General features: G+C 46.0%; 20 protein-coding genes and 1 riboswitch. Of the genes, 7 read left to right on the top strand and 13 right to left on the bottom strand.

Annotated elements, in window-relative coordinates; genetic code table 11:
- Nucleotides 1-79 precede the first annotated feature (79 nt).
- The 3 genes from dctP to dctS all read right to left on the bottom strand — a co-directional run bounded on the left by dctP (nt 80) and on the right by dctS (nt 3,743).
- Complete coding sequence (gene dctP, locus WA279_RS08820) at nt 80-1,345, bottom strand: C4-dicarboxylate transporter DctP (RefSeq protein ID WP_095843484.1); 1,266 nt, start codon at nt 1,343-1,345, stop codon at nt 80-82.
- Nucleotides 1,346-1,465: 120 nt separating this feature from the next.
- Nucleotides 1,466-2,146: a two-component system response regulator DctR gene (gene dctR, locus WA279_RS08815; RefSeq protein WP_047182122.1), complete on the bottom strand. Its 681-nt coding sequence runs from the start codon at nt 2,144-2,146 to the stop codon at nt 1,466-1,468.
- Nucleotides 2,136-3,743, bottom strand: a complete 1,608-nt coding sequence (dctS, locus tag WA279_RS08810; RefSeq protein ID WP_336155096.1) for a two-component system sensor histidine kinase DctS — start codon at nt 3,741-3,743, stop codon at nt 2,136-2,138. Before dctS ends, dctR begins: the two co-directional genes overlap by 11 nt.
- Before the next feature lie 69 nt (nt 3,744-3,812).
- Between dctS and dctB the strand changes: the two genes are divergently transcribed.
- Nucleotides 3,813-4,865 carry a C4-dicarboxylate TRAP transporter substrate-binding protein DctB gene (gene dctB, locus WA279_RS08805; RefSeq protein ID WP_003234350.1) on the top strand — a complete coding sequence of 351 codons (1,053 nt, stop codon included), beginning with the start codon at nt 3,813-3,815 and terminating at the stop codon, nt 4,863-4,865.
- Nucleotides 4,866-4,949: 84 nt separating this feature from the next.
- Nucleotides 4,950-5,771 carry a manganese catalase family protein gene (locus WA279_RS08800; protein WP_015382816.1) on the top strand — a complete coding sequence of 274 codons (822 nt, stop codon included), beginning with the start codon at nt 4,950-4,952 and terminating at the stop codon, nt 5,769-5,771.
- A gap of 36 nt (nt 5,772-5,807) precedes the next feature.
- On the opposite strand, the gene WA279_RS08795 is transcribed toward WA279_RS08800, so the two are convergent.
- The 4 genes from WA279_RS08795 to WA279_RS08780 all read right to left on the bottom strand — a co-directional run bounded on the left by WA279_RS08795 (nt 5,808) and on the right by WA279_RS08780 (nt 7,948).
- On the bottom strand, nt 5,808-6,167 hold the full coding sequence (locus tag WA279_RS08795; RefSeq protein WP_336155093.1) for a YdbC family protein: 360 nt from the start codon (nt 6,165-6,167) through the stop codon (nt 5,808-5,810).
- A gap of 2 nt (nt 6,168-6,169) precedes the next feature.
- Nucleotides 6,170-6,502, bottom strand: a complete 333-nt coding sequence (locus tag WA279_RS08790) for a cupin domain-containing protein (RefSeq protein WP_327828096.1) — start codon at nt 6,500-6,502, stop codon at nt 6,170-6,172.
- A 130-nt stretch (nt 6,503-6,632) separates the two neighbouring features.
- Nucleotides 6,633-7,004, bottom strand: a complete 372-nt coding sequence (gene gsiB / locus WA279_RS08785) for a glucose starvation-inducible protein GsiB (RefSeq protein ID WP_251187219.1) — start codon at nt 7,002-7,004, stop codon at nt 6,633-6,635.
- Nucleotides 7,005-7,129: 125 nt separating this feature from the next.
- Nucleotides 7,130-7,948, bottom strand: a complete 819-nt coding sequence (locus tag WA279_RS08780) for an EcsC family protein (protein WP_336155092.1) — start codon at nt 7,946-7,948, stop codon at nt 7,130-7,132.
- 117 nt (nt 7,949-8,065) lie between these two features.
- On the opposite strand from WA279_RS08780, the gene WA279_RS08775 reads away from it, so the two are divergent.
- The 5 genes from WA279_RS08775 to WA279_RS08755 all read left to right on the top strand — a co-directional run bounded on the left by WA279_RS08775 (nt 8,066) and on the right by WA279_RS08755 (nt 10,896).
- Nucleotides 8,066-8,518, top strand: coding sequence for a DUF2188 domain-containing protein (locus WA279_RS08775; protein ID WP_336155091.1), 453 nt, complete (start codon nt 8,066-8,068; stop codon nt 8,516-8,518).
- A gap of 77 nt (nt 8,519-8,595) precedes the next feature.
- Entirely contained in the window at nt 8,596-8,853 is a 258-nt protein-coding gene (locus WA279_RS08770) for a GlsB/YeaQ/YmgE family stress response membrane protein (RefSeq protein WP_003246519.1), read from the top strand.
- Nucleotides 8,854-9,082: 229 nt separating this feature from the next.
- A complete protein-coding gene (locus WA279_RS08765; protein WP_032680356.1) occupies nt 9,083-10,360 on the top strand; it encodes an Nramp family divalent metal transporter in 1,278 nt (425 codons plus the stop codon).
- Between the two features lie 103 nt (nt 10,361-10,463).
- Nucleotides 10,464-10,730: a hypothetical protein gene (locus WA279_RS08760; protein WP_009966591.1), complete on the top strand. Its 267-nt coding sequence runs from the start codon at nt 10,464-10,466 to the stop codon at nt 10,728-10,730.
- Nucleotides 10,731-10,758: 28 nt separating this feature from the next.
- Nucleotides 10,759-10,896 carry a hypothetical protein gene (locus WA279_RS08755; protein ID WP_050496044.1) on the top strand — a complete coding sequence of 46 codons (138 nt, stop codon included), beginning with the start codon at nt 10,759-10,761 and terminating at the stop codon, nt 10,894-10,896.
- 56 nt (nt 10,897-10,952) lie between these two features.
- On the opposite strand, the gene WA279_RS08750 is transcribed toward WA279_RS08755, so the two are convergent.
- The 6 genes from WA279_RS08750 to WA279_RS08725 form a co-directional block, all read right to left on the bottom strand.
- Nucleotides 10,953-12,677 carry a pyruvate oxidase gene (locus tag WA279_RS08750; RefSeq protein WP_336155089.1) on the bottom strand — a complete coding sequence of 575 codons (1,725 nt, stop codon included), beginning with the start codon at nt 12,675-12,677 and terminating at the stop codon, nt 10,953-10,955.
- Between the two features lie 66 nt (nt 12,678-12,743).
- Nucleotides 12,744-13,193, bottom strand: coding sequence for an 8-oxo-dGTP diphosphatase MutT (gene mutT, locus WA279_RS08745; protein WP_326069662.1), 450 nt, complete (start codon nt 13,191-13,193; stop codon nt 12,744-12,746).
- Between the two features lie 58 nt (nt 13,194-13,251).
- Nucleotides 13,252-15,075: a potassium transporter KimA gene (gene kimA, locus WA279_RS08740; RefSeq protein WP_336155084.1), complete on the bottom strand. Its 1,824-nt coding sequence runs from the start codon at nt 15,073-15,075 to the stop codon at nt 13,252-13,254.
- 192 nt (nt 15,076-15,267) lie between these two features.
- Nucleotides 15,268-15,411: riboswitch (cyclic di-AMP (ydaO/yuaA leader) on the bottom strand.
- Between the two features lie 135 nt (nt 15,412-15,546).
- The gene (locus WA279_RS08735; RefSeq protein WP_336155082.1) at nt 15,547-17,658 is read right to left on the bottom strand and encodes a cellulose biosynthesis cyclic di-GMP-binding regulatory protein BcsB; all 2,112 of its coding nucleotides are present in this window, start codon (nt 17,656-17,658) and stop codon (nt 15,547-15,549) included.
- Between the two features lie 5 nt (nt 17,659-17,663).
- Nucleotides 17,664-18,926, bottom strand: a complete 1,263-nt coding sequence (locus WA279_RS08730; RefSeq protein ID WP_336155080.1) for a glycosyltransferase family 2 protein — start codon at nt 18,924-18,926, stop codon at nt 17,664-17,666.
- Nucleotides 18,919-20,628, bottom strand: coding sequence for a DUF2334 domain-containing protein (locus WA279_RS08725; RefSeq protein WP_336155226.1), 1,710 nt, complete (start codon nt 20,626-20,628; stop codon nt 18,919-18,921). The genes WA279_RS08730 and WA279_RS08725 overlap by 8 nt, the downstream gene beginning before the upstream one ends.
- Nucleotides 20,629-20,630 lie beyond the last annotated feature (2 nt).

The raw sequence follows: 20,630 nt of genomic DNA, 5'->3' as shown, positions 1-20,630 counted from the left end.
AAATGCTGAGGTCTCTGTCCTTACCTTAATAATTCTTAAACAATTAAAAAAACGGCCCCATGGATGGGCCGTTCTTTTTTCAGACTGCTGTTTTCATTTTTTTCATGCCTTCCACAGCCTCTACGCTTTTTGCTTCATCAAATTCATTTTCGCTTTTGGCAACAATGATCGTGGCGATTCCGTTTCCGATCAGGTTCACAATGGCTCTTCCTTCACTCATGAAACGGTCAACACCTAGCAGGAGTGCAAGACCCTCCAGCGGAATGACCTGCAGCGCTGACAGCGTTGAGGCAAGGACGATAAATCCGCTTCCCGTCACACCTGCCGCTCCCTTCGATGTCAGCATCAGAACGAGGATAATCGTAATTTGCTGGCCGATGCTGAGGTCTACTCCAAACACCTGTGCCAAAAAGACAGTCGCCATTGATAAATAAATGGATGTGCCGTCGAGGTTAAACGAATAGCCCGTCGGAATAACAAGCCCGACAACTGATTTGGAACAGCCGTAGCGCTCCATTTTATCCATCATACGCGGAAGCACCGATTCGGAAGAGCTTGTGCCAAGCACGATCAAAAGCTCATCCTTAATGAAGCGAAGGTAATTCCACAGGCTGAATCCGTAAAGCTTGCAGATGATATTTAAAGCAACAAATACGAACAGGAACATCGTAATATAAACAGACATCATTAAGCTTGCCAGCGGTTTGATGGAATCGAGCCCGAAGTGTCCGATTGTATACGCCATCGCCCCGAATGCCCCGATTGGCGCGGCACGCATAATGTAGCCGATAATTTTGAAAAAAACGTGAGAAACCTTGTCGAAGAAATCAATGACGCTTTTCCCTTTTTCGCCTAATGCCGCAAGACCCACTCCGAAAAGAATAGAAAAGAATAAGACCTGCAAAATGTCCCCTTTTGCGAAGGCATCAACCATGTTGGATGGAACAATGTGTGTCACAAATTCAATCCAGTCGATTCCCTGACCGCCATTTTGCGTGTATTGTGATACATCTCCCTTTTCAAGCTTGCTGTAATCAAGACCCGCACCCGGCTTCATAATATTGACCACAAATAAACCGATAATGAGTGCGAGGGTGGTGACAATCTCGAAATAGATAAACGCTTTTCCCCCTACTTTTCCAACCTTCTTCATATCGCCCATTTTTGCAATCCCGAGAACGATTGTGAAGAAAATAATTGGTGCGATCACCATTTTAACAGCGTTAATAAATGTATCGCCAAGCGGTTTCATTTCTTTGCCGACATCCGGCCAAACCAGCCCGACAATGACCCCGATGATGACCGCGGTTATGACTTGAACTGTTAAATTTTTAAACAGTTTCATATCTTTCATCCCCCTGTCCTATTCGCCTTTTGTGTCTTTCTTACTAGGATGATAGCGTTTTCATAACGTCTGGGGAAGTTTATGATCATAACGGACATTTTGGTCTTTTTGGTCTCAGGTTTATCCTTTTAACACGTAGCGGTTGACCGGCCGGCCGACTCCTCCGTATTGAACGTCCAATTGGATGGCCCCGGTTTTTTCTAAGTAATCAAGATATCGTCTGGCTGTCACTCTGGCGATGCCGAGCGCCTTGGCGACCTCTTCAGCAGAAAGGGATGCGGTTTGCTGTTTCAAAAAAGCAGTGACTTCATTCATCGTGAAGTGATTCAACCCTTTCGGCAGATCCTGTACGGCCTGCTGCGGAATATTCAGGATCGCATCAAGCTGTTCCTGGGACAGCGTATCATTCGCTTCGATTTTTTGCTTATATTGCTTGTACTTTTCGAGCGCCTGTCTCATTCGCTCAAGCTTAAACGGCTTTAAGATATAGTCAACCGCCCCGTTTTGCAGCATGAGTGAGATCGTTTCCTTGTCTTTTGCAGCGGAGACGACAATGACATCCACTTCAAGCTTTTGCTTTCTGATCTCCTGCAAGGTCTTGATGCCGTCTTTTTTCGGCATGTACACATCGAGAATGACGAGATCCGGCTGTTCTTCTTTAATCAGCTTCATGCCTTCCTCTCCGTTTCCTGCCGTTGCACAGACAGTAACGCCTTTAACAGTTGTAATGAAATCCTTATTGACCTCTTGAACCATCGGATCGTCTTCAATGAGCAGAACCTTCCATTCTTTACGAGCCATGCTGTGCTTCCTCCCCCTTCATTGGAAAAACGATAGAAAAAGATGTCCCCTGCCCCGCATGTGAATCAACTTCTATCATGCCCGATCCTTTGTCTATGATTTGTTTCACTAGATACAGGCCATAGCCTGTGCCGCCAGTTTTATTGACCGTAAAACCTTTGTCGTAAAGGCGAGGCATATGTGCCGGATCAATTCCGCAGCCGTTATCTTCTATTAAAATAGCAAGGATATCATCTGTTTGTTCGATACTTATGTCAATTCGTTTGTCTTCAGATTGAACGGTTTCAAATGAGCCGAAGGCATTTTCAATCAGATTCCCCAAAAGCACGACAATATCATGCTGATCAACATGCTCGGGAAATTGCTGAAGACTGCTGTTTTCATCTATATGAACAGCAACGCCGAGCTCTCTTCCCCTTCTGATTTTACTTAATAGAAGGCCTGCCGCAGCGTCATTTTGAATCGAGCGGTGCAGAAATTCAGTCACATTTTCCTGCTCAGTTGACGCCTGAAATGCAAGCTGCAAGGCTTTTTCAGATTTCCCCAGCTGGATGAGGCCGGCGATCGTGTGCAGCTTATTCATATGCTCATGGTTTTGGACACGGAGCGCCTCCACAAAGTTTCTGACACCAGTCAATTCCTCTGCCATCTTGGCCGCTTCCGTTCTGTCCTGGAAAATCGCGACAGCGCCGATCACTTTTTTCTTCATGACGATCGGAATTCTGCTGCTCATGATGACTTTTCCGCTGACACGAATTTCTTCATTATAAACCGCTTTGTTCCGCTCCACGATTTCGGGCAGGCGCGAATCCTTGAGAACCTCCCAAATCACCTTGCCGATCAGATCCCCCTGCACTTCAAAGATCTGTTTCGCTTTTTCATTAAAAATCGTAATGACGAGCCGATTGTCAATGGCGATCACCCCTTCATTCATCGAGTGAAACGTCGCTGTCCGTTCTTCATACATTCGGACAATCTCATGGGGTTCAAGCTGAAACATTTGTTTTTTGATATGGCGGGCCAGCAAAAAGGAACCAGCAAGGCCGAAGCCGAGTGTCAGCACAACGATGAATGCGATATCACGCTTTAAATGAAGCAGGATGTCAGCGATCCCCGGCAGCGTTTTTCCGACAAGCACCACGCCTATTTGGTTCAGGTCTTGATCCTTAACCGGATAAAAAGCGCGAACCGCCGTGCCGATCTCGCCCTTTGCTTCAGAGAAATAAATGTGCTCCGCAAACGCTGCCTCCTCGTCTGCACCTTCTGATTTCTTGCCGATGCTTGTGCTGACAGGATGCGTATATCGGATGTGATTCATATCCATGACGACAATATAGTCTGCTTCATTAATCATCCTGATTTCTTCAACAGCATAACGAACAGCTTCTGTTTGTTTTTTTCGCGCCAAGGCTTCTTTCACTTCTGTCATCTCTGACACCGTCCGGGCCGTATTCATCAGCCGCTTTTTCAGCTCCCGCTCCTCTGTATGCTGAATGTTGCCGATGAGCACAATGCCGCCGATCAAAAAGGAGAAAATGACGAGTATATAGGATAAGATCGTGATTTTCCAACGGATTGAGAGCTTCTTTTTGTTCATCAGCTTCTCCTTTCAGGTCTTTACGAATGTCATTGCCCCCATTATCCTTAACATAGGGGAGGGCTTTTCATGAAGAGTTTGCTTGCATGTCTCGCACTGATGATCGCTGGAATTGCAACCGCTTTATTTATCGGATTCCATGATCATACAGGCAATAAAAAGATTGTTTATGATGACGACCAGGAAGGCCTGCAGGATCAAATCGTGTTTAAATTCAGCCACGTGGTTGCTGAAAATACGCCAAAAGGGCTGGCCGCCAATAAATTCGCTGATCTGGTGAACGAAAAATCAGGCGGGAAAATAAAAATAGAAGTATTTCCGAATGGAAGCCTGTACTCGGACATTGAAGAAATTGAAGCATTGCAAAACGGCGATGTTCAATTTATCGCCCCCTCCACATCGAAGCTCGGCATGCTCTCGCCTGAATGGGGAGTGCTGGATCTGCCGTATGCTTTTACAGATTACAACGCCGTCAAAAAAGGGCTGAACGGAAGCATCGGCACACAGCTGTTTGATTCTCTAAAGAAAAACCAATTAAAAGGACTGGCCTATTGGACGAACGGCTTTAAGCAAATCACAACAAATCAAGGGCCGGTCAAAACACCGGATGATTTAAAAGGGCAGGATCTGCGCATTATGCAAAGCGATGTGATTGAGGATCAGTTCAAGCTGCTTGGCGCAACACCTCATCAGGAATCCTTCAATTCTACCTTTCAGCTGTTAGAAAACAATGTAGTCGATGGCGAAGAAAATACAATTTCAAACATCTATTCTAAAAAATTTTATAATGTTCAGGACTATTTGACAATAAGCAGCCACGGTTACCTCGGCTACGCTGTCATGACCGATGAACACTTCTGGAAGGCGCAAACACCAGAAACAAGGCGCATTTTGACTGAAGCGATGAAGGAGACGACGGAGTGGAATGAAACGTATGCCGAACAAATGAACAAGGAGCAGCTGGAAGAAATCAAAAAGAATTCTGCTATACATATTTATGAGCTGTCAGATAAAGAGAAACAAGAATGGATGAAGCGTCTTGACCCTGTTTACCGGCAGTATGAGCCCATCTTTGGCCGGGAGCTGATCCGGGAACTGTTGGAGCTGCGAAAAGATTCATAGTTCCCATCTCGATACGCTGTTTTTCGTTTATCTTTCTATCGATCGGAAATATAAAAAAAGATAATCGAAAAAGGAGATGGGTACATGTTTAAGCACACAAAAATGCTGCAGCATCCTGCTAAACCAGATCGTCCAGATCCATTATTCGCTAAAAAAATGCAAGAAATTTTAGGCGGGCAATTCGGAGAAATTTCAGTTGCCATGCAGTACTTATTTCAAGGCTGGAACACAAGAGGAAATGAAAAATACAAGGACTTGCTGATGGATACGGCAACTGAGGAGCTCGGGCATGTTGAAATGATCGCAACGATGATTGCCAGACTTCTTGAGGATGCCCCTCTTGATCAGCAGGAAAAAGCTGCTGAAGATCCGGTCATCGGCTCCATCCTAGGCGGCATGAACCCTCACCATGCGATTGTATCAGGACTTGGCGCCATGCCGGAAAGCAGTACAGGCGTACCTTGGAGCGGCGGTTATATCGTAGCAAGCGGAAACCTGCTGGCAGACTTCCGCGCCAACCTGAATGCGGAATCTCAGGGCCGTCTGCAGGTCGCACGCCTGTTTGAAATGACGGATGACAAAGGCGTCAAAGATATGCTCAGCTTCCTGCTGGCGCGTGACACGATGCACCAAAATCAATGGCTCGCCGCCATTAAAGAATTAGAAGCACAGGAAGGTCCGGTTGTGCCGGGTACATTCCCGAAAGCGCTCGAAAAACAAGAGTTCTCACATCAGCTTATCAATTTCTCAGAAGGCGAAGAAAGCGCCAAGCAAAACTGGCTGAATGAAAAAGCGCCGGACGGAGAAGCCTTTGAATATGTGAAAGAAGCAAAAACGTTTGGAGAAAAACCGGAGTTAAAACCAGCACCGCCTTTTGTTCATAATACACTTCCGGGACGCGAGTAAAGAGACAAGCCCAAAACATGATGTTTTGGGCTTTGATTATGCCTTCAGAACCGTCCAGTCTGGTTCGTACCGGATATCAGGGTTATGTACCAGATCATGAACGAACGGTTTATCCTCTTCGTACACCGTCACCTCTATTGAAAGAATTACAGCCTTCTGATCGTTTTCCTCGTATATGCTGTCATGTTCGTTCTCCATAAAAAGATCATAGGCTTCTCTGTTTTCCCATACACTGATGATTTCTGCGGTGAGCGGCTCGTCTATCGTTTTTCGCCAGCCGCCGGCCTGTTTGATAAAGCCGCTTATATGCGATAATGCTCCCCACTGTGACTGCGCTTTTGCAAATGCTTCAGCGTTTGGAGCGTCTACTTCACATACAATCCTTTTGATCAGCATGGCTACTCCTCTATGATGACGGTTTCGGCTTGTTTATGCTCCACACAGAGATTTACCGTCCTGACGTAAGAGCGTGTGCGGTGAATCGTGCCTTTCGGGATCAGCAGGCTGTCATTTGCTTTGAGCACCGCGGTTTCTTTGTCTTTAAAATCGATCAGCAGCTCACCTTCAAGAACAATAAACAATTCGTCTGAGTCAGGGTGATGGTGCCAGTCATATTCTCCCGTAAACACCGCAAGGCGCACGCAGTGGTCGTTGACCTCTGAGATTGAAAAATTGGCGTGCTTTTCTTTGACTTCATTTGCGATGGCAAGCAAGTTTTGTATCTTGGACATTAGCGAAAACCCCTTTTTCACTTATTGTATCTCAATAGCGGCATAAATTGAGAAGATTCCAAAAAAAAGCGATCCAGCTGATGTGCCGGATCGCTTTTTATTTACAGGTTGTCTGCCTTTATGCTTTTGATTAGTCGTTGTTGCGGGCGTTTCCGCCTTTTGAGCCAATTTCTTGGTAGAATTCTTTATCATGATTTTTGCTTGTTGCCTCTCCGCCTTTTCGGCCGATTTCTTGATAGAATTCTTTGTCATGATTTTCGCTAGTGGCTTCTCCGCCTTTTTCACCGATTTCTTGATAGAACTCTTTGTCATGATTTTCGCTAGTGGCTTCTCCGCCTTTTTCACCGATTTCTTGATAGAATTCTTTGTCATGGTTATTGCTAGTGGCTTCTCCGCCTTTTTTCCCAATCTCTTGATAGAATTCTTTGTCATGGTTCTTGCTTGTTGTTTCTCCGCCTTTTCTACCTGCTTCTTCTCTGCTCATTTTGTTATCGTCTGCCATTTTGAATTCCTCCTTTAATTGGTGTTGGTTGTTGTATTCCCGCTATCAATTCTTTTAAACAAACAAAACACATTGGGTGTGTTTTCAATAAAAAAGCAGACGGATCGCGGTCCGTCTGCTTTCTGCTATTCCATCTCTCGTTCTGTTTCTTTCAGTCGTTCAAGAATGCGCCTCTTTTTGTACAGCATCATGCCTGTCTCGGTAATGTCGTTTAATGTTGAGCGATTGGCAGCGGCGCCAAAAACCATTCCGGCAACCGGCACCATCTGGAAAAGTTTTTTCCAGCCAAACGTGTCTCGATAGCCCAAAACGACTTCTCGCCAGCCTTGGATTTGAGAAGCGACATTCTTATATGTACGGTCTTGATCGTAGTGTTTTAATTCTTGCAAAATCGATCTTTTGCCGACAACATCAGCCGACGTCAGCTGCAGGCATTTCACAATGAAGACGCGTTCTTTTTTCTCCTTTGGGTCATAGCCGTATGCGACTGCGATATCCTGTAATGTTTTTAGTGATAAGCCAAGCACTGCCGGAATGTCTGCCGCCAGCGTAAACACGCCGCCCACACCGGTTGTCGCGCCTTGAACGGTTGCTGCGTTGGTTCTGTTTTTGCCCATTCCTTCCACAATTTCATCCATGACAGGAAGAGGCGCTTTCCGGATGTCCTCCAGCGATTCAAAGATCTCCTCCGGCAGTTTCTTTTGAAACATCCTGATAATCTGTTTTTCAGATGTCAGGTACTGTCCGCCTGTTTGAACAAAGCTGCCGACCTCATCCAAGAGCTTGCCGATCTTTTTCTGGATGAATTCTGGTGTCAGCTTGTCCAGGAGTTGAAACGGGAGACGGCTGAGCTTTTCCCAAAACCAGACTTTTTGCTGATCTTTTTCCCATTTCTCTATCTCTTTTAATTGCTGATGTAAGTCTTCTTTTCGTTCTGTTGGCACCCAATCCGCACTTCCCTTCCGTTTTTTCTACTATATAGTATACCTTCATTTTTTCGGATGCGTTTTTATTTTTCACCTGCGGGTACCATTTTTATAAAAGGAAAAGGAGTGATGGACATGCCTTGGTCGATGAAGGATTATCCTGCTTCATTAAAAAATCTTGAGAAGCCGGTGAGAAAAAAGGCGATAGACATTGCGAATGCGATGATGGATGAAGGCTATGAGGAAGGGCGCGCGATTCCAATTGCGACAAGCAAAGCGAAGGAATGGGCGGAAAACGCCTCTACAGATGAAATTGATGATTTCCTGACGCATGATGATGAGACAGAACGCGATGATGGTTCTAACAGCGGCGGAGACCCTGAACTCATGCATAAGGCAGAGCATGTCATCAAGCATAAAAACGGCTGGGCAGTCAAAGCCGAGGGAGCCCAACGCGCATCTGACATCAAGGATACAAAGAGAGAAGCGATTGAACGGGCAAAGGAAATCGCTGCGCATAAAGGCACTGAGGTCGTTGTCCATTTGGCTGACGGCAGTGTGCAGAGAACGATCAAAACGGGATCATAAAGCGATGTGCTTTTAGGTGTTTCGAAATAATCAGGAGCGGTTATTGATTGGTAAATCATTTATGAGAGGTGATCATGATGCTTAGCTTTTTGGTTTCATTAGTTGTTGCTATCGTTATCGGATTAATTGGAAGCGCCATTGTAGGAAACCGGCTGCCGGGAGGAATTTTCGGCTCTATGATTGCCGGGCTGATCGGCGCTTGGATCGGACACGGACTTCTTGGCACTTGGGGACCGAGCCTCGCTGGCTTTGCTATTTTCCCGGCCATCATCGGGGCAGCCATCTTCGTGTTCTTGCTGGGCCTGATATTCCGCGGGCTGCGGAAGGAAGCCTAGACTCATTAGATACAGGAGGCATCGTTTCGAACTGAAACGATGTCTTTTTATATGGGACCTTATCCCGAATCCCTACATATCATGTTACATAACAGGGAAAAATTCAGGAATGTATTTTGAACATTTTCGGTTGACAAGAAACCGGGATGGTCATATGATGTAGATAAAATAATTTGCCTTAAGGAAACTCTTTGTTGTACGGCAAAAACAAACAGAATTCAGGTGAGACATGATGAACAAGGACATCACAGCACAATCTCCCCGTTCCAAAGCCGTCCAAGATGCGCTTGACGGGAAAATCAGAGGATTCAGAGGGCTGCTCCCTTTTCTCGGCCCTGCATTTATAGCAGCCATTGCCTATATTGATCCCGGCAACTTCGCAACGAATATTTCGGCGGGTTCTAAATACGGATATATGCTCTTATGGGTGATCTTATTTTCTAATATCATGGCGCTTTTAATTCAATCCCTATCCGCCAAACTTGGTATTGCGACAGGCAAAAATTTGCCTGAGGTTGCCCGTGAAGAATTCCCGAAGCCTGTCTCGATCGGATTATGGATTCAGGGCGAGCTGGTTATTATCGCAACTGATCTGGCGGAATTTATCGGAGCGGCTCTGGGACTGTATTTGCTGTTCGGCATTCCGATGCTTGAAGCGTCTATTATAGCTGCGATCGGTTCCTTCGCGATATTGGAGCTTCAGCGCCGCGGTTATCGCTCACTTGAAGCCGGTATTGCCGGTATGCTGTTTGTGGTCGTGATCGCCTTTGCGCTGCAAACCTTTTTCGCAAAGCCTGATGCCGTGTCAGTGATGAAGGGCCTTTTTGTCCCGGCGTTTCATGGCACCGACAGTGTGCTTCTTGCAGCGGGTATTCTTGGCGCAACTGTTATGCCGCACGCCATTTATTTGCACTCTGCCCTTACACAGCGGCGGGTGGTTGGAAAAACTGATGCAGAACGGAAAAAAATCTTTAGGTTTGAATTTATTGATATTTTAATAGCGATGCTGATTGCAGGGGCTATTAATGCAAGTATGCTGATTGTGGCTGCCGCATTATTCTTCAAAAACGGCCTGTTTGTTGAGGATCTCGACGTCGCATTTCAGCAATTCGGACATCTAGTCAGCCCTATGTCTGCGGCTTTATTCGGGATCGGGCTGCTCGTTGCCGGTCTATCCAGTTCGTCTGTCGGCACACTTTCAGGCGACGTGATTATGCAAGGATTTATCAACTACCGCATTCCGCTGTATGTACGGCGTTTTATCACGATCATTCCGCCGATCTTGATCATCGCGTCAGGCGTTAATCCGACGACCGCTCTCGTACTGAGCCAAGTCGTGCTGTCCTTCGGGATCGCCTTTGCCCTCATTCCGCTTATTATGTTTACAAGCAATAAACGGATCATGGGTTCTCTGATCAACGCCAAATGGGTCACAGTGGTGTCTTGGCTGATTGCTGTATTGATCGTTGCTTTGAATGTGTTTTTAATTGTAGATACGTTTCGATAAAAAAACCGGCTTCTAAAGCCGGTTTTTATTTTTTCGCAAAAGCTCATTGATACCCTTTTTGACAGAAATTTGTTATGATAGAAGAAAAATCGGAGTTTTGATGATGTCAGTATTTATTCTGTTTTATTTGTGGATTGTTCCTATTGTTATCGGCATTTTATGTTCTGTTGCTGCCCATAAATCCAAGGGAAAAATGAGAGTCGCGCCCGGCATTGCCATGATCGTGCTCAGTATCATTTCCCTAATCACGGCGTTTACGGCCGGACACACAAATTTCCATGTGTTTATCGGCGGCATGTTTTTATTCGGCACCTTCTTGGTTGGTTCTGCTTTTCCTTTCTTCTTCGGGCTGAAGAAAAAAGAGAAATAACCCTATACGGAAAAGAGTTCTGTAAGATTTGATAAGAATAAGCATGCAAGGACAAATGCATCTTCCTTTGAAACAAGATGCATTTGTCCTTTTGTCTGTTTCGAGTATGGCCAAATCAGTTCCTAATACATACACCGATCATTTTATGAATTCAAACATGTTATAGCTGAAAATACGTTTGTTTCCAACGAAAAACAGAGGCCTTTTGGGGCCTCTGTTTTTTTAAAATAACCGTTTCAAACTTTTCTTCAGTGACGGCATTTCAAATTTTTGGTTTTCGAAGAAGTTTTTCAGCATGTATTTGCTAAAGCCTTTCGCCTGCCCGTAGGTGATTTTGCCAGGAAGCGGCGGTTCGTTTCCAATCATGACATCCACAACGACCGGTTGGTCAGAGTGCAGCGCCTCATGGAAAGCCGGCGCAAGCTCTTCCGCTTTGGTCACTTTGATGCCCTTTGCTCCGCAGCTTTCTGCAAATGCGGCATAGTCGACATTTTGAAGTTTTGTGACATAGTCGATATTGCCTTTGACCTGCTGCTCATATTCGATCATGCCGAGATTTTCGTTGTTTAAAATAACGACAGTGATCGGGAGCTTATATTTGACGGCGGTCGGAAGATCCTGCATGACCATGGAAAATCCCCCGTCACCACAAACAGCGATCGCCTGGCGCTCCGGATCGGACAAGCTCGCTGCGATCGCTCCCGGCAGGCCGCAGCCCATTGTCGCAAGCCAGCTGGAAACGATGAAATCCTGGTTCGCGTTCATTTTGAAATGACGCGCCATCCAGACTGTCACAGTGCCGACATCGACAGAGAGCACCGCCTCATCGGCTGCCGCTTCCTGAAGACGGGCCACGACCTGCTGAGGTTTAAGCGGTGTTGTTGCCTCTGCCTCGTCTTTTTCAATTTCGTTCCACCAATGCTGCATATGTTCTGTGCAGGCATTCAGGAATCTTCTGTCTTCCTTGCGTTCAATATACTCTGTCAATTCGCGCAGGCCGAGAGCCGAATCGCAGACAAGGCCCGCTGTCACCGGATACCGTTTTCCGATTTTTGCCGGGTCTGAATCGAGCTGTATCGCCGGCGTGTCATCTGGCAAATAATCACGGTACGGGAATGACGTTCCGAGCATGATTAATAAATCACATTCCTCCATTGCCTCGTAAGCCGGCTTTGTTCCGATCTGCCCGAGGTTGCCGAGAAAATGCGGATGCTTATCGGGAACAACACCCTTTGCCGGGAGTGTAACAACGATCGGAGCGGCGGCTTTGTCCGCAAATTCTAAGAGCTCCCGTTTCGCCTTTTTCATTCCCTGCCCTGCCAGGATAATCGGCTTCTTAGCGTTATTAATATATTGGGCGCAGGTGACGAGCTGTTCTTTTTTCGGTTCAAGGTTCCCTTCAATATACACCGGTGAAGTATACACGGGCTCCCGTTTGATTTTCTCCGCAAACAAATCATCTGACACGCTCAATACCGCAACGCCTTTTTTGCTGTAGGCGGTCCTGATCGCCTGATTTAAGAGATCCGGAAGTGATTCTGCGCTATGTACCTCTCTGTTGAACACAGCCACGTCCTCAAACATTTGCTCCAGCTTAATTTCCTGGAAATAGTCCCGTCCGACTTCGCCAGAAGAAACCTGTCCTGCAATCGCCAGCACAGGGGCGCCGTCGGCTTTTGCATCATATAAACCATTTAATAAGTGCACCGCTCCTGGCCCTGCGATTGACAGACAGACTCCGATCTTGCCGGTGAGTTTTGCTTCAGCCGCGGCTGCCAGTGCCGCTACCTCTTCGTGGCGGGTTTGAATGAACTTCAGTTGATTTCTTTCGTGTCTTAATTCTTCAATAAACTCATTTATACTGTCTCCGGGGATGCCGTATACATGATCAACTCCCCATTGCTCAAGCAGCTCTGTCATTACTTGTCCTGCAGTTTTGTGTGCCATAACGTATCCTCCTTTTTCCTTTTTTCAATACCACAGGAGAAAGGCTTTAAAACCCGGAGACCTGAATCACTTGCCCAGTCTTCTTTTCAACAGGTCGATCGCCGCGAGCAACCCTCTATCCTTGACGGTGACATTTACATCTTGAGCGCCGTTCTTGAAATCATTGATCTGCCTTTTTCGGTTCGGCACCATAAAAAGCGGCAAACGCCCCGGGGAAACCCACTTTAATCCCGCTGTCTCTGTGCCGTCAGCCACTGCTTGTCCGCCTGTTATGCTTCCGAAAAACAGATGCTGTTCATCTTGAAACTTTGGCCTTTGGTAAACACCTATTTTCGCAGAAAGCGCTGCATTGTATCCCGTTTCTTCCAATACCTCCCGCACTGCCGCTTCCTCAGCCGATTCCCCGGGATCAACCCTGCCGCCCGGCAAATCCCATAGAGGGACATCTTTTCGTTTCACCAGCAGAATTTGCTGACTTTCGTTCAGTGCGATCACAAAAGCACCTTGTGTATACACCGCCATACCTCCTTTTCCAACAAAAAAGGACCAAGGTGATTCCCTTGGTCCTAGAGCTTTACTTTTTAAAATGATACGGCAGTGTGGCAACCATTATGTCCTTTTTCCAGAACAGCCGGACTCTGAGGAGAAAGGCCGATTGGTTGTGAAGGATGGTGTGCCAGCGTTTTTTCGTTATAAATTGCGGAAACAGCACCATAACGGAAAACTGCTCCTTCTTCGCTTTTGCCTCAACTGTTTCCAAAAACTTATCAAACGGATGGACAAGGCTTCTGTACGAGGAGTGAAGCGTAACGAGACGCACTCCGTTATTAAGCTCTTCCCAGCGTTTTTCGAATTTCTTTTCCTGTTCTCTGTCAAATGACACGTGAACGGCGATCACTTGATCGGACAGTGATTTCGCATAGTGAATCGATTTTTGCACGACGGTGGTGACACCGGCCACAGGCACAATCACAACGGTGCCTTTGATTTCTTCCGGCTCTTTGTCTACGATGCGAAGCTGTTCACCAACCGCTGTATAGTGATTTTTAATCGCAAAAAACAGCAAAACGACGATAGGCATAAAGATTAACACAGGCCATACGACATTAAACTTCGTCACAAGCAGAATGGATAGAACCATAAACGATATCAGAGCACCGCAGGAGTTGATCAGCATTTTTCCGATCCAGCCTTTTGGTTTTTGCTTGATCCATTTCATGCACATGCCGGTTTGTGAAAGCGTAAATGGAATAAATACGCCCACAGCATATAACGGGATTAAGTGCTCCGTCTGTCCTCCGAATAAGATAATGAGAACAATGGAGGCAAAGCCTAAAAAGATAATCCCATTTGAGAAGCCTAAGCGGTCGCCCCTGACTGTAAACATTCGCGGCATATACTGGTCTCTCGCCAGGTTGAAGGCAAGCTGCGGGAAGGCTGAAAATCCCGTATTTGCCGCAAGAACCAAAATAAGCGATGTGACACCTTGGATGACATAGTAGAACACATTCCGTCCGAAGGTTTCGGACGCAATTTGTGAAACCACTGTTTCATCAGGCTTCGGCGCCGTACCATACCCGTACGCGAGCACCGTGATGCCGGAAAACAGAATCGCCAGCAAAATCCCCATCATCGCAAGCGTTCTTGCCGCGTTTCGCGCAGGCGGGTTTTTGAATGCAGGAATCGCGTTAGAAATGGCCTCAACCCCGGTCAACGCTGAGCATCCGGAGGAAAAAGCCTTAAGCAGCAAAAACAGCGTAATGCCGGCTACAGGTGTGCCCAGCGGTGTATGATGGGCTGGCTGGTCTATTTGTCCTGTCATAAGTTTAAACAATCCGACTGCAATGAGAACCAAAAGCGCCACCACAAACAGATAAACCGGGTAGGCAAGAATGGATGCCGATTCCGAAAGACCGCGCAGGTTCAAAATCATAATCACTAACACGAGAAAAATAGCGATCGGCACATGATAATCATGCAATGCAGGAAAGGCTGACGTGATGGCGTCCGTGCCTGCGGAAATACTTACCGCTACTGTTAAAATATAATCAACAAGCAATGAACCGCCCGCAATCAATCCCGGTTTTTCACCGAGATTTTCTTTAGAAACGATATACGCCCCGCCGCCCTGCGGATAAGCGTAAATAATTTGCCTGTATGAAAGAATCAGTGCGAGCAGCAAGATGAGAACGCCAACCGCAATCGGAATGGAGTACCAAAATGCGGCAGCACTGATTGTTGCCAAAATGATTAGAATTTGTTCTGTCCCATATGCGACAGATGACAGCGCATCTGAGGAAAGCATAGCCAAGGCTTTTAATTTCGTCAGTTTTTGCTCTCCAGCTGCTTGGGATTTTAGTGGTTTCCCAATCAAAAAACGTTTGATTGAATGATACATCGATGTCTTCCCCTTTTAATTTCTCATTTTTCAATTAAAACAATAAAACATCAGTGTCTTGCTCTCACATGTTGTTGATAGTCCTTTCTGCTATGATGTCTCTGTATGCGATTTGCATTCAAAAATGAACAACAAAAAACACAGAGGCAAACGGATGCCCCTGTGCCATAACATCGAACACAGGTTTCATTCATCTCCTCTCACGAACGCTTACGAGGTTAGCTGACGGATTCGGGCATATGAGAGTTAGCCCTACCTAAAAAGGATTCACCCCAACGGCAAAAAGCCGTTCTATTGGGTCCCCCGCTCTGATTTCAGATTAAGCGATTTGTTTTCTAAAAGAGATCATACTCCCGTTCCCGCACGTTGTAAAGAGGCTTATTGGCTGAGAGAAAAAAATAAAATGACAGGTTCCACAAATGGAATTTACTTACCAAAAATAAAAAAACAGAGGCTAAAATCGCCTCTGTTTTATTCTGTATCTGTCTTTCTTTTTCTGCGTCTTACGGCAATCCAAATGAACACTGCCGCAATCACCATAATGAGTGCCAGCACACCAATATACATCCATTTCTGGCTATGATCCTGTGTTGGTTGTTCAGCGCCGGAACTGTTTGTTTCCGATTTGAGCTGCTGGTGGTTTGTAAACACCTGCTGGCTGTTTGTTTCATTAAGGACGGTTGCCGACTCATCGTTGCTGTTCAGATAACTGATGATCTCTTTTGTGACAGCCGTGCCATCTCCTTTTGACGGTGCAAAGACTGCCATTGTATAGCGTGAATCCCAAACCGATGCTTGGGTAAATACCACTTGTTTTGTTGTCTCATTCAGCATCTCGAAACCAGATACATCAAACGATCCGTTTTTTTCCTGCGGCACAAGCAGATCTGATGATTTCTCCTTCAGAAGAGAAAATTGATTGATCCCTCCTATGAAAATGAGGTTTCGTCCTTTCGCATCCTTTGCTGTAACGTCAGATGATTTCTTTACCGTATATGAATGCTGTGCTTCGCTGCCAAAGGATTCCGTTACGAGAGAAAGCTCCTCTAGCTTCGATTGGCTAACGGTGTCAGGAAGCACGATTAACGTTGTTTGATCCTGGTTTCCGGCGTAAGGCAGCGGCCACTCTTGAAAATCCGCTGACGGAGACATGCCTTTGATGGCGTATGATAATGTACTGTTTTTATCGATAAAAACCCACTTTTCTTCATCAGTGGTGTTGCAAGGGTTGTTTTCCTTTAAACCGGTCGTGACGAACTGAATATCAATGTAGCGGTTTTTTTGCAGCAGCTTAGGGTCCACTTTCACTGTGACATGATAGAATCCGTTTTTATCTTCTTTTCCTAATTCATCAAGTCGGACCGAGTGCGGCTGGCCGTTGATCATCACTTTCAGTTCTGCGGCCTGAGAGGCTGACTCGTTTTCAGCCGTTGAGGCTTGAATCGTTTCAGACTTTTTCAGTTTAAGCGACAGCTTCGCCGATTGGTTTTCATCTAAAACAGCCGAAGCCGGATAAAAATAATGTGCTGAAGATGTTTTGTCGGCTCCAATTGTGATATCACCCGCTCCAAAATTCTCAAGGGTCAGCTTATCGCTTTCTTTTTTTTCAGTCTGCTGAAGCTTGCTGATTGAAAGTGTATCGCCGCTGAGCTGGCCTGTATATGTCTGATCTGTCATCACGCTGATTTTTTTAGTGAGCGCGTCCTCGGACGCCGCTTGCGCAAACAGAACCGGCTGCTGTTTGCCCTCTGCTTTCAGCACCCGCTCCGCAAGCAGAAGGTTTTCTCCTTTTGCCTGTAGCCCAGCTTGTTTCAACAGTTTTTTCACTTTGCCGTTCCAATGCTTGTCCACGCCGATAACAATCGTCGGCTTATCGATTTTTTTCAGTTCAGATTCCGTGACATACGCAATACTGACACTGCTGTCCACCGTTTTCAAATAGCCTTCTGTTTTAACAGCAGCTTCTATTTCTGCTGAACTTGGGTTATCCGGAATGACGATAGCTGTTTCTTCCGCTGTATTTCCAGATTGGGCGAAAGGATACGGATAATGGTCCAGCGACGCTCCCTTCGCTTCACTGCTGTCAGCAAGTGTCAGCCGGCTGTCCGGATAAATTTTGATCCAGTTGCCTGATGTATCCTGTCTGACGCACACGCCCTCTTTCATTACGCCGTAGAATTTCAGCGATACGTTGTGATAGCCTTGCGCAGACTGGCTTTTATTCAGATTCAGCTTCACTGTTTTCCGTTTGGAATCACCATCAAGCTTTAACGTCTTGACCGGTTCATCATCAATGACAGCCGTTAACGATGATGGAGAAATTAAAAGATTTGATGCCTCGTATTCGATTACCAATTGCTGATTGCCTGAAGAAGCGCCTGCCGGGATCTGATACGTCAGCTCTGCGCTGTCTTTTGATCCATACAGTGTAATCAGCTCGCTTGTCAGCACCTGCTGTTTGGCTTGTTCTTGGCTGCTTTTCCCGAGGAGCGAACCGCTGACCTGTACGTCTTTGGCAAGAGCCGTTTGTCCAGTCATCGCCAGCAGCATGAAGCTTGTGAGAAAAATCATTATTTGTTTCAAAAAGGTCACCCGCTTTTATGTTGATTGTATCGTTCTGTCTTGTACCATTTGACCTCTTGCTTGAATAAACGGTGCTTGATTTCTACGAATAAAGAGTAGATAACAAGCACAATCCATGCCTGCGAGTATGTGAAGTACATGAGAAATACGATAAAAAAGTTTTGCTTGTTCATTTCTGTTTTTTCAATGCTCAACGTAATCATGACCTCCGTCATAAATAAGAAAAACGCCAAAATCCAGAGAATCATTGCCAAAAATCCAACCGACAAATGCAAATCATAAAACAAATTCACTACAAAAATCGCATTTGACATGATCACGCCAAAGAAAAACAGGAAGTACGTAAAGAAAAAATAAAACAAATCAAAGATAATCCGTTTTCGTTTCAGCTTAAAAAACTGCGCCAAAAATTTGAGCACGACATATTGATTGCCGCGCGCCCATCGGGTGCGCTGGCGCCACCATACTTTCCATGTTTCCGGTTCCTGCTCCCACGTGATGGCGGCAGGGAAAAAGCGGATGTGATAGCCGAGATTATACACCCGGATGGTCAGCTCAGTGTCCTCAGCGAGCGCTTTGTCATCCCAGCCTCCGAGCTTTTCGATAATGCTTCTGCGGATCGCGAAGTTGGTGCCTGGGATCGTGGCGATTTTGAACCACTTCCATCTGCCTCCCTGGGCCATCCACTGAAAACAGATCGTTTCGATATTAATAAACCTCGTCATCAGCGTCTTTGCCGCATTGATGACGCGGAATTTCCCTACCACGGCGCCTGCCTTTTCGTCATTCATCAGGCCGAGCACGAGGTAATACACGGCCATTTTCTCAGGCGTGTTGTCGGCGTCATACACACAGATCACATCGCCGTTTGATTCGGCAAAACCTGAGTTAAGTGCAGAGGATTTTCCTTTTCCTGCATTTGGCGGCTTCGTAATCACCATTTTGATGAAATCGTATTTCTCGGAAAATTCATTGACGATATCACCCGTCCGGTCTGATGAATTATCGTTAACAACGATAATCTCCAGCCGGTCCTTCGGATAATAAAGGTTGACCATCGCCTTCAGCGTCTGCCGAATCACAACCTCTTCGTTATGCGCCGGGATGAGAACGCTGACCTTCGGCAATTCCTTCATGTTTTCTCTCCACTTCGGGATATTCCGTTCGAAGGTCATATAGTGGCGAAACCCGCCCTGCATGAGGAACATGTGGTAGAGAAGCATCACCCATATTAAACTTAGCGAGATAAAGAACAGCGTATTACCCAAGGCTTCTTCTCTCCTTAAAAATTCGTTTTTTCAATGTGGCTCTCAAGTAAAACGTATAACTGACAAACATGATGACAAATAAGAGCACAACAGCAGAGAGAATCCATAACGCCTTTTCAAGAGGGGTTTGTCGGTGATGATCGAAAAACTCGTCAATGGCGCTTACACCGTTTTTCACCTGAATCGTTCCGTCACCGCTTGTATGAATTTCCACTTTGTCTGTTTTGACGGTTTGTTTCGTTTTCTTTAAATCGAGCCATTCACTGTCTGGAATGCGTTCCATCTGATCAACCAGCTCAGGCAGATATTTCATCCCGAGGTACGGGTGATAAAATCCTCCGGCTACTCCGCCTTCAAAATCAATCATCTGGGAGATGTGCTCCTCCATCTCACCGAGCGGGTTTTGCTTTGATGTGTCGACAAAGCCGATCGTTTCCGGATAAAGCGTCATTCCTTGCAACATCGAAGGAGCAGTCACAAACGGAGGTGCACCGGATGTTTTCCATGTTGTGCTGCTGAGCTGGACCTGGCCGAAAATGCTTGTAAAATACTGCGAGGCGATTTGATAGCCATATTCGGACATCGTGTAATGCGGCGCTTCAAACGCCAGCGGGTAAAGACCCGATGATGTCAAATCCTCAATGGCACGCGTCAGTTTTTGTTTTGTATACGTTTCTTCCTTTTCCCGAAATGGTTCAAGATAGCTGTGATAGGCTTGTTCGTTCGGGAAGTCCTGTTCTTTCTCCAAAATGGATGGGGGGTCTTCGGCATTTCCGGATGTAATCGGCTGATCCGCCTTTGCATCCCAAAATTCAAAGCCCTCTCCTGTTTCACTGTAGCGATAAGCGTGAGTATAGCCGTGAACAATGATACTGCCGCCCATGCTTTGCAGCTTTTTCAGCACCTTGACCATCTTCGGTTGATCAGACAAATACACTTTGTCGCCTGTTTCCGGATTCAAATAAACCGGAATGACCGCCAGGATAAAAGGAATATGCCGCTTATGCAGGTATGTACCGGCTTGAAGCAGCAATTTTTCATCAGACATCGGGCTGATATCCTCGAGACGCAAATACAATAACGTCGTCCCCGCCTTCTCTCCGAAAGCTTCTCTGAGCTGTTTCGCCACGATCAAATTGCCATTTAACAAATTTGTTAATCCAATGTACACATTCCCTTTTTTTGTTTTCCATATAAAAGAATGCGTTGTGCCGTCATCGGCTTTGAAGGTGTAAAGCGCCGTTCCTTTCAGGCCTGATACACTCAGCACGTTAAGCCCGCTTTCCAGAGACACATCGGCCTTTTCTGACCTGCTGTGAACCTGAAACACATTTTCTTTGCGGGCTAATGAAAGCCCAGAAAATTGGCTGATTTGGCCTGCGTTATAGCCAATGGCGACAACCGGTTTTTTTACGCCGCTGATAAGAGACAGCAATTTTTTGCTGAGCTTTCTTTTCGTTTGGCCGTAATAAATCATATGGTCTTTCCCTTTGAAATCCGATGCTTCAACGTCTGAATCTTTTTTGACTGTCACATGGGATGTAAAGTGGCCCGCAAGCAAATCGAGCATTTTGACTTGTGACGACTCTTTGCCATCCAAGCTTGAATAGATGATGAGAATGCCGGCATCCTGATCTTTCGCTTGCGCAGAAACGGGAAAAGACGCAATAGCTGAAAATAGAAGCATCATGACGCATAGCAGTG

It is taken from the genome of Bacillus sp. 204(2023) (assembly GCF_037027505.1).
Classification (GTDB): domain Bacteria; phylum Bacillota; class Bacilli; order Bacillales; family Bacillaceae; genus Bacillus; species Bacillus subtilis.
The sequence above is the reverse complement of the archived record's forward strand: the minus strand, read 5'-3'. Positions and strand labels throughout refer to the sequence as shown.